We start from the raw sequence: 9,076 nt of genomic DNA on the forward strand, positions 1-9,076 counted from the left end.
TCAACTGAAAACGGGCTATCCAGTTATACTATTTTTCTTTGGTTTGTTATAGTTTAAAACGATAACCAGCCGGTATCTAGGCCTGTCACGGGCTCAATCCGCTTCACATTCTTCTGCGCATCGGTAACCACGGCCATTCCCGTCAGGTAATTCATCCAGCGTTGCGGCGTAAAGGTCATCTTGCAAAAGTGCGTGAGACACGGAACAACCCAAGCATCGTGCGTCGCAAAAATATTGAAGCGGGCGCCACCCTTTTCAAGCATCATCGCAAGCATCTCTTCGGAACGGGCAGGCAGCGGAGCAAACGCTTCTTTTTCACCACGTGGGTTACCTGTGGCCTCATTCTTTAGCCATTCGCAAATGCCTTCGTAAAATCCGGCGCGCAACACCTTGGTGTATTCGCCGTAATCTTGAACAAAGTATTCAGCCAAGCAATCGAGCTTTTCGACATGCGGATTTTCAACGCCACGGCCCTTGCCTATAAATTCAGCAGTTTCGACACAGCGACCTACCGGGCTTGAATAAAAGCAGATATCGCCTTCGGCAGGAATGCACTTACCCAGCGACAGAGCCTGTTCGCGACCGCGCTCCGTAAGGCCCACATGCGCACCGAAGTCAGGGTCATTAGGCGTAATATGGTTGCGTTCACCGTGACGCACCAACAGGAATACGCGTTCGTCAGACGCAAGCGAATTGAAGAAGGTTGACGCGGGAATGAACATATAAGCCTTATTTGTCTTCCCGGCCTTGAGCCGGGATCTCCTATTCTAAGCAATCATTCCCGAAACCGGAATCCAAATGGCATGCGCAATCGCAAAACTTAAAACGCCCAGCAAGAAACCGCAAATAATATCCGTGAGCCAATGCACGCCAAAGTACACGCGCAAAAGTCCCCATGTGAGCGGCAAGAGCATCATGATCCAGCCGTACTGCGGCACCGCATAAAACACCGCCGAGGCCACCGCCAAGTTGTTCATGGTATGGCCAGACGGAAAGCTGTACTTGTCGAGAGGCGGAACCTCCGCCTTGATTTGCGGATTCACCGCAAATGGCCTCGGTCGCTTGGTAGAAAGCTTTACACCCTCATACAAGCCGAGCGATACCACCACCGCCACCAAAGCCTGCGCCAAAATCGGCCAAAATGCCGACCAGCCCAAATGCAAAAAAAGGAACAAAGCAAAAACGCCCCAAATGTAGCCGTCACCCAGACGCACATAAAACTTGAGAAACTTCGTCGTCTTCTCGGAAAAATGCCGGTTAGTCCAATAAACCGACACGCGATTGTCAAACTCTGCAATTTTCTTGAACATCAACGAGGAATTTAGTAAATAAGGCTGCACTAGGCCTTGCCCCTAATGAATTCCGGCGCGAAATCAACGCCATTGCTCCACACGACCGTATTCGCCTGAACCTTGAAATCCCTGAACAAATCCAGGCTCGAAAGCTGCCGAACAATTGGCCGATGGTCGCCCTTGACAACGCCCTCAAAATCAGCAACAGAACGACACCCATCGTCAAACACGACGGATATCTTGTAGTCACTAATGTATTCGGCGGCAATTATGTGAAGCATAGGGAACCTTAAAAGGTATCATTTCTCCATTAAACAGGCATATCTTTTATTCATTTCGTTAATTGAATCATGTATTGCCTTGGATAGAGATTGCGGCTGCAAAACCAATATTTCTCCAAAAGCTGCTGAGAGTTCGCGCTTCAATTCGTAATTTACGACGCACGAAATTTCAAAGAAATGTCCACCTGTAGGAACTGCGTATTTTTCTCGCAATTCTTTACCAGCCTTCTTCATTTCCTTTTGCGATGAATGAATAGGCTTACTTCTTATGTACGCTGATTGTTTATCTGAAGCCCAAAAGAGAATTTTTTTCACGTCATCATCGTCTTTTTTGGACACACCTACAATATCCTCAAAGTAGTCTGTCCAACGGATTTTTGCCGGCTCAATTTTCTTTGTTATCGGTTTTATTGATTTGAATTGATCTAAAGAAAAGGTTAAAACTTTCCCATCTTCCACATTTGCAAACAAGAACCATCTATTATTGTACTGTTTTAAGAATCTTGGTAATAAATCTACTTCTCCAGATTTACTTCCATCAATGGATTTATAGCTAACTCTTAATGATTGGGCCATTTCAATGTAGCCTAAGAGTTTAGGAAGGAGCTCTTTCTTTTCCAGATATGAATTCGTTTCAAATGAAATGATGGGTTCGTCTAGTTCTTCGTTATGCGAAAGATTTTTTAAGAAATCAAAATCACTCAAGCCATCTATACGGCCCAAAATATGCGATACTGCTTGCAATAATTTTCGTTCAGATTGTGAAACTTTTTGATTGAATATGCTGTCCGAGCGACTTTCGTATGAAACTATAGTACTTTTACCTGCACGGGTTCTTTTGATGTTTCCAAATTCCTGTTGTAGAAATTCAAGATCCTTTTCCAGGCATCGTCTTGAAACGGGATCAAACCCTTTACCTTTGAGTTCCTCGTTACATCGGGCTGCCAAGTCGCTCATACTATAGCGGGCAGCAACACTTTCAGATAATAACTGGTCAAGAATCTTGAATCGCAAAAATGCATTTTTATTCGTCGGCATTTTGTTCTTCTCCAGTTTCTATTTTCCTTGTCTTGATGGAGTGTAGTTGTTCGACCAAGTGTCTCGATGCATGGGGGTCAGCCGTATCATATTGCCAATTATGATTAAAGCAATCAATCGTACTTTGGTTTCCGCTTGTTCCTATGACTAGGCTGTAGAATTCGGTATTCTTCTCTTTTTCAGCATTGATGGAATCAACCAAATTATTCGGGAGACTTCCCATTACAAAATCCGATATCATCAACACATCGGCATTTTTATATCCATCTGTTTGGAGCATCTCTACGGCATGCTGCAATGCTGGAGAAGCATCGGTCCCCCCATTGAATGACATTTCAAGGAAATGGACCAGTTTCTGCAGACTTTCTCCCTTTTTAAAATCGCTCAAATCAAGAGTTTCTATCCCTGTGGAGAACGAAATCAAATAGCATTTTCGCTCTTCCTCGATTGCAATTTTTGACAACGCAAAGGTCACAGTTTTTGCAATGTTTTCAGGGGTTCCATGCATAGAACCGCTAGCATCCACGCAAATTATAATCGGCCCCTTGGGTTCCTTCTTTTCTATAGAAAATTCTTCTTGAATTGTTTCTTCCCTAGTCCTCTGAACCTTTCGTTGAAAATCAAAAGACATCAATTGCTTTTGAGCAAAACGAAGCTGAAACAGCTTTTTTGTTGCAGGATTTTTCATCAAAGCCAGTTCACTCGGCAAGACTGTCGAAATGTCATTTGAATAGCAAATGCCCTTGATTTCACCTCGATAAGCATTTTGCGGATGCCACTCCGATTTCACAACAACCTCATCCCTAAGTTCTTTTTCAAAAACAGATTGGGCACGACTTTGCTTGCCCAATATTTCAGCCAGTTCCTGCAAAGATTGGTCTTGTTCAAGAATCTTAGCGAATCGCTCCAAAATTTCAAAGCCACTCGTTTCAAATACACCCGCCGACAAATCCCACAAACGACCAAGATCGTTAATGAACGGAGAAAGTAACTTTTCAAGACACTTAAAATTCTGTATCCGTTTATACAAATCTTCTAGGAACTTTCTGCGCATTTCATCAATGCGTTCTTGTTCCCATTTGTGCTTACGATCAACAAAATTCCGTTCCATGTCTCCGATAAAATTACGGCGAAGAACCTCCAGCTGTTCCATCGATTTCCACTGAACCGAAGTGCTGATTTTACCTGTTTTTTTCTGCTGTTTGGCAAATTCCGCACTATAAAACTTAAAGTCAAGATTGCTCGGAGCAATTTTCCCACGTTGAGAATCACTAATAGACGGTAATTGCCTATAATGAGCTTCGATGTTCGATTGTTCTCTCGAAAGATCGTTTGCAACATCTATTGCAGATAACTTCTTTTGTTGTGCTACAAAAAGAGCTTCTTCAAAGAAAGGATCCTCTTTTTCCAAGGTTTCATTCGTTTGTTGCAACCAATCCAAAATATCCGTCTGGATATTTTCAGACACACCCTCATGCGACTGGATATAATCTTTCACATTATCATGAGCAAGGACTTCCGAAAGCGTTTTTTCAGCAATCTTCGCATAGTCATTTTGGAGGAACTCAATCTTAATATCCGTGGGTTCAACAGGAGATGCCATATCTTCCATAGCATCCACAAGTTGTTTACGATCCGACTCCGAACCAAAAGCTTTCGGAGAAGCGAAATTCTCAAATTTTCGCTTTTTCTTAGATTCCGTTTTTATCTTAGGAACAATACCTTGAAGGTCATTCAACATATCATCAACGTTCGAAAAGAACTTGGAGCACAAGTTTCCAAACGTATGATCATCAGAAAAATCAAGTTGATGCGATGTATCATTTCTAGAAATACGCAAAGTTTCAAACCATTTCGGTTTACCCCCAGGGAACCAAATATGTTTCACATTTTCTCGGACAATTTGAACAGACCGTTCAAGCCATGCTCTAGCTTCGTCACCAATTGTAGAAACTTCACCTATTCCACTTGGATATTTCGTAATAATCTGTTTTAAAATTTCGATAGCCTTTTTAGCATACTTGCGAGACTTACTGTTCTGCCTTGCCATGATTCACCCTACCTACAGCATTCTCAATTTCACCCATATTATCAAAAACAAAAGACACAATTCTCTGCATTTCATCATCAGGAATTTCCTCTGTCGCATGCATCAATCGTTTTCCAATCTTTTGCAGATGCAAAAACGTTTGGGAAGGAGCAACACAATCCGCCAACAATTGGATTTTCATCTGAAGCCATGCCTTTTGTTCGTCCGAAAGAGAACGAACATCAGGCATAGCCGGAAATTTTTGATGAAGTGCATTCAGCACAATTTGCGCATTTTGAGAATTCAAAGCTTAATCCTTCGTCCATTCACGAATGACAATAATTGAGAATTCGTGATCTTTGGTTGTATGATCCGCTTTTCCTTCATCATCGAATAACTGATATACAGCAGCAGATCCTTTATACTCTGTTGAAGACCAGTATGCGGTTTCGCCCAATACACAAATTTCATTGCTTAACGCCATCAACGATTCATTGATGCGGCCTTTATTCTTCCAAATATCATTAAGAAGATTTTTATCAGGAACCATCCAATCAGACTTAAATTCATTAGGCAAATCATTAGCTTCACCATATTCAGAAGCCAGTTTCAATTCAGCAATGTTATCCCACGTGTCCTCATATTGCACCACACCCATTGCATATGTCTTTTCACCGGCAACACATACAACCGCAACAACGTTTTTCTTCTGATCATCGGTAAGTGTTCCAACTTCTTCAGCAGAATAAATCATCCCACTTTTAAGAATTACATCTCCAACAGAGAGTTTTGCAGAAAGTTCAGATTTATAATAACGATTACGTTGTTTGTCCAACTGAATCTTCGCATCTTCAATTTGACGAATTGCACCATCAAGCTTCGATGTTATACTAACATTATACTCTTGATTTGCAAAAAGGTTCGCCTTGAAAGGAACTTCATCCGCACTCTTCTTATCCTTTAAAGCCTTTATTTCCGCTTGAATCCGCTCAACAATCGGTGCGTAATATTCCTTATCAAATTCCTTTTGATACATTTCATGAGCAATGTCAGAAAGTTTCTTAAACTCCAAATGAGTTTTTGCAGGATTCTTTTTTACCGTAAAATTAGACCAACATGTTATTTTATTTCCTGATTTAGTCATTCTATAATCAGAAGAGTATAGTGACATTTTCGAATCATATACATCATGATCATCTGAATAATAAGCATGAACTCCTTTTGCGACACTCACATACCAAGTTTCATTATACCCATCCCGAGTACACTCGTAACATTGTTGTCCATCAACGGTCACAATTTTATCCGTTGCCGGATCAGTCACTTTGTCATACCATTTCTCATCAATTTTCTTCTTAAAATTCTCTATCTGCTCATTGATTTCATCAATTGCAGAATCGCAATCCAAGCCGTTCTGCTTGATACATTTTTCAACAATATCGCGAGCCAATTTTTGCTGTTTTTCCGTACTCCAAATGCAATATTCAATCAACTGGCAGTCCATCAAATCGACTTCAGTGCGGTCATTCAAGAAAGCCGATGTTTTCAAGATGTGGACAATTTTCTTCCAACGACGGTCGCCCACTTCAAATGTTTCGCCAGCAAGTTTATCAGCATCATCCATAGCCGCGTTACGCGAGGCATATTCCTTACGGATTGCCAAAATAACAGACTTAGCCCCTTCAGAAAGAGTCACCTCATCTATCTTTTCTTTCCATTCCTGCAATTCAGCATTAGTAATTTGCAGTTTTTTCACATCATCAGAAAGTTCAAACTTCGAAGACGATGGGGCCTCGACCATTTCAAAGAAGTTATTTTCGTCTTTAATAAACGAAACCATCAAACGAAGAACAAGGCGGTCATACAAAGCCTCCAATCCTTGATTTTTGGCAGGCAATTCATTTGACGCCGCAAAGAGCGTTTTCAACGGGACTTCAACAACTTTACTGCCGTTATGGAATTTACGTTCATTGACAATCGTCAAGAGAGTATTCAAAATGGCCGAGCCCGCTTTCCAAATTTCATCCAAGAAAGCAATGTCCGCTTCAGGCAGCATATTTTCTGTAAGGCGGCGGTACTCCTCCTTACCTTTACATTCATCAAGTTCCCCATTCAAAGCCTTCAAAGAAACATTTCCAAAAACTTCGTCCGGAGTCGTGTATTCATTCAGAAGAGTTTCAAAATATTTGACAGCATCTTTACCATCAGCCTTAAAAGCCTGAACAATTCGTCTTGCAATCATACTTTTGGCACAGCCCGGCTCACCCAAGAGAAAAATACTTTCGCCCGCAATCGCCGTAAGCAATGCTAGACGAACCACTTCGTCTTTTTCATACAACCCTTGTGACAAAGCATCACGTAATGTTTTAATTCTATCGTGAAGGCTAAAAGTAATTTTTTTCTCTGCATTTTCTTGATTCATGGAAATCTCCATCGGTTTAAAATTTTTCATGCAAACCATGACGTCTTCTTTTTTAAAGTCCAGCTTAAATTCGCCCGACTTTTTCAGAAGTTCCACACACACCTGTTTGGATTTTTTCGCAAAACCAGCCTTGCGAAGAAGATCTTCCAAGGGAACGACGATCGCATTCTTTTCCCTAGACAGCGTTTCAAAACCGGCTTTTAATTTTCCAAGCATTTCAGTGTCATTCATAGTTTGCTCCTTGACTCATTCAAAGATAATCTTTTTTGTGACAAAAAGCTACAACTTTTTCACACCCACTTCTAATTACGAACATAGAATTCGTACGAAAATAGAATTCGCATAATGAACTTATATTACGAATACATTTCTTAAAAAAAGGAAATGTATCACACTACACCACAAAGGAGATTTATGTCAAAGCACAATGGACAACCACCAATCAATCCAAACGGTGCCGGTTGGCCTTCTACTACAGGAGGCAAATCAGGAGGCGGCCGTGGTGGCAATCCACCTAAAAGCAAATAACGACCAATTAACCTTCTCCCTCGAACCTTGTGCTCGGGGGAGTTTTTCCCATCCCAAAAGCCAGCCGAACCTCAAAATACTATTTTTCCTAGTGCAAGTTTAATATCTGGTCTAGATCCTTCGACTTCGTCCTTCGGACTCCGCTCAGGATGACACCCCTAGAACCTAGACTCTAATTCTAACCACTAGTAATTAATTATGCGCGTACTCGTTCTTAATTGCGGCAGCTCCTCGGTCAAGTTCGCCGTTATCGACACCCAGACCAAAGAATCCATCTCTAGCGGCCTCGTCGAAAACATCGGCGTGAATGGCCACGTCAAGGCCAAGGGCCCCGAAGGCAACATCGACTTCAATTTCGATTGCCCGACCCATGCCGAAGCCGTTGCCGAAGTCCAGAAGTTCCTCGCCGAACAGAAGCTCATCGACACCATCGAAGCTATCGGCCACCGCGTGGTGCATGGCGGTAAGTACATCAAGAGCGAACGCGTCACGCAGGAAGTCATCGACTACATTCGTAGCATCACTCTGTTTGCCCCGCTCCACGAACCGGCTCACGCAACCGGTATGGAATGCGCCACCAAGTTCTTCCCGACGCTCCCGCAGGTCGCCGTGTTCGACACAGCCTTCCACCAGACCATGCCCCGCAAGGCATACCTCTACGGCATCCCCTACAAGTTCTACGAAGAAGACAAGATCCGTCGCTACGGCGCCCACGGCACAAGCCACCGCTTCGTGACCGGCGAGGCCGCCAAGATTCTGGGCAAGAAGCCCGAAGAAGTCTGCCTCATCACGGCCCACCTCGGTAACGGTTCCAGCTGCTCCGCCATTTTGAACGGCCAGTGCGTTGACACCACCATGGGCTTCACCCCGCTCGAGGGCCTCATCATGGGCACCCGCTCCGGAAGCATCGACCCGGCAATCCTCTTCTTCATCAGCAAGAAGTACGGCTACGATATCGACCGTCTCGACAAGCTTGTAAACAAGGAATCCGGCCTTCTCGGCCTCTCCGGACTCAGCAACGACATGCGCACCCTGACGCAGGCCGCAAGCGAAGGCCACGTCGGCGCACAGATTGCCCTCGAAACGTTCGCCTACAGGCTCACCCGCGAAATCGGCGGCATCGCCATGGCACTCCCGCGCATCGACGCCCTGGTGTTCACCGGCGGTATCGGCGAGAACAGCAAGCTTGTCCGCAAGATGGCGATGGACAACCTCAAGATTCTCGGCTACCAGATCGACGAAGCCCGCAACGAAAAGAACGGCAAGGAATCCGGCCACATCATCAGCAAGGACGGCACCCCGACCGCCATGGTCGTCGCCACCAACGAAGAACTCCTCATCGCTCTCGACACCGAAGCTCTCGTAAAGTAAGCGATTTTAACGCATTAAAAAAGTGACCCGCCGGCGAAGCCGGCGGTTCTTCATATACGGGCGTAGCCCTACAATACCAGCGGCGTGCAAGGGCACGCACATCAATCTGCCACCT

8 protein-coding genes are annotated in these 9,076 nt (G+C 43.9%); 1 reads left to right on the plus strand and 7 read right to left on the minus strand.

The genetic code is table 11. The features are described from left to right. Positions 1-53: 53 nt before the first annotated feature. Genes QZN53_RS03790 through QZN53_RS03820 form a run of 7 tightly spaced genes read right to left on the minus strand, consistent with a single transcriptional unit; the run spans position 54 to position 7,293 of the window. Positions 54-722 carry a histidine phosphatase family protein gene (locus QZN53_RS03790; RefSeq protein WP_163437588.1) on the minus strand — a complete coding sequence of 223 codons (669 nt, stop codon included), beginning with the start codon at positions 720-722 and terminating at the stop codon, positions 54-56. 45 nt (positions 723-767) lie between these two features. Further along, entirely contained in the window at positions 768-1,310 is a 543-nt protein-coding gene (locus tag QZN53_RS03795) for a phosphatase PAP2 family protein (RefSeq protein ID WP_163437589.1), read from the minus strand. Between the two features lie 29 nt (positions 1,311-1,339). Beyond that, positions 1,340-1,573, minus strand: a complete 234-nt coding sequence (locus tag QZN53_RS03800; RefSeq protein ID WP_163437590.1) for a DUF2442 domain-containing protein — start codon at positions 1,571-1,573, stop codon at positions 1,340-1,342. Between the two features lie 18 nt (positions 1,574-1,591). Next, positions 1,592-2,611: a WYL domain-containing protein gene (locus QZN53_RS03805; protein WP_163437591.1), complete on the minus strand. Its 1,020-nt coding sequence runs from the start codon at positions 2,609-2,611 to the stop codon at positions 1,592-1,594. Further along, positions 2,598-4,661 (minus strand): VWA domain-containing protein, encoded by a 2,064-nt coding sequence (locus tag QZN53_RS03810; protein ID WP_163437592.1) that lies wholly within the window; start codon positions 4,659-4,661, stop codon positions 2,598-2,600. The genes QZN53_RS03805 and QZN53_RS03810 overlap by 14 nt, the downstream gene beginning before the upstream one ends. Next, positions 4,642-4,947 (minus strand): hypothetical protein, encoded by a 306-nt coding sequence (locus QZN53_RS03815; RefSeq protein WP_163437593.1) that lies wholly within the window; start codon positions 4,945-4,947, stop codon positions 4,642-4,644. Before QZN53_RS03815 ends, QZN53_RS03810 begins: the two co-directional genes overlap by 20 nt. A 3-nt stretch (positions 4,948-4,950) precedes the next feature. Then, entirely contained in the window at positions 4,951-7,293 is a 2,343-nt protein-coding gene (locus QZN53_RS03820) for an AAA family ATPase (RefSeq protein ID WP_163437594.1), read from the minus strand. Positions 7,294-7,788: 495 nt separating this feature from the next. Between QZN53_RS03820 and QZN53_RS03825 the strand changes: the two genes are divergently transcribed. Next, the gene (locus QZN53_RS03825) at positions 7,789-8,961 is read left to right on the plus strand and encodes an acetate/propionate family kinase (RefSeq protein WP_163437595.1); all 1,173 of its coding nucleotides are present in this window, start codon (positions 7,789-7,791) and stop codon (positions 8,959-8,961) included. Positions 8,962-9,076 lie beyond the last annotated feature (115 nt).

Origin of the sequence: uncultured Fibrobacter sp. (assembly GCF_900316465.1) — a bacterium.
In the GTDB taxonomy this organism is placed as follows: Bacteria; Fibrobacterota; Fibrobacteria; order Fibrobacterales; family Fibrobacteraceae; genus Fibrobacter.

Excerpts from the sequence above, each read along its gene's own strand:
- QZN53_RS03810 (WP_163437592.1), bottom strand. The coding sequence starts at position 4,661 with ATGGCAAGGCAGAACAGTAAGTCTCGCAAGTATGCTAAAAAGGCTATC.
- QZN53_RS03805 (WP_163437591.1), bottom strand. The coding sequence starts at position 2,611 with ATGCCGACGAATAAAAATGCATTTTTGCGATTCAAGATTCTTGACCAG.
- QZN53_RS03795 (WP_163437589.1), bottom strand. The coding sequence starts at position 1,310 with ATGTTCAAGAAAATTGCAGAGTTTGACAATCGCGTGTCGGTTTATTGG.
- QZN53_RS03825 (WP_163437595.1), top strand. The coding sequence starts at position 7,789 with ATGCGCGTACTCGTTCTTAATTGCGGCAGCTCCTCGGTCAAGTTCGCC.
- QZN53_RS03790 (WP_163437588.1), bottom strand. The coding sequence starts at position 722 with ATGTTCATTCCCGCGTCAACCTTCTTCAATTCGCTTGCGTCTGACGAA.
- QZN53_RS03800 (WP_163437590.1), bottom strand. The coding sequence starts at position 1,573 with ATGCTTCACATAATTGCCGCCGAATACATTAGTGACTACAAGATATCC.
- QZN53_RS03820 (WP_163437594.1), bottom strand. The coding sequence starts at position 7,293 with ATGAATGACACTGAAATGCTTGGAAAATTAAAAGCCGGTTTTGAAACG.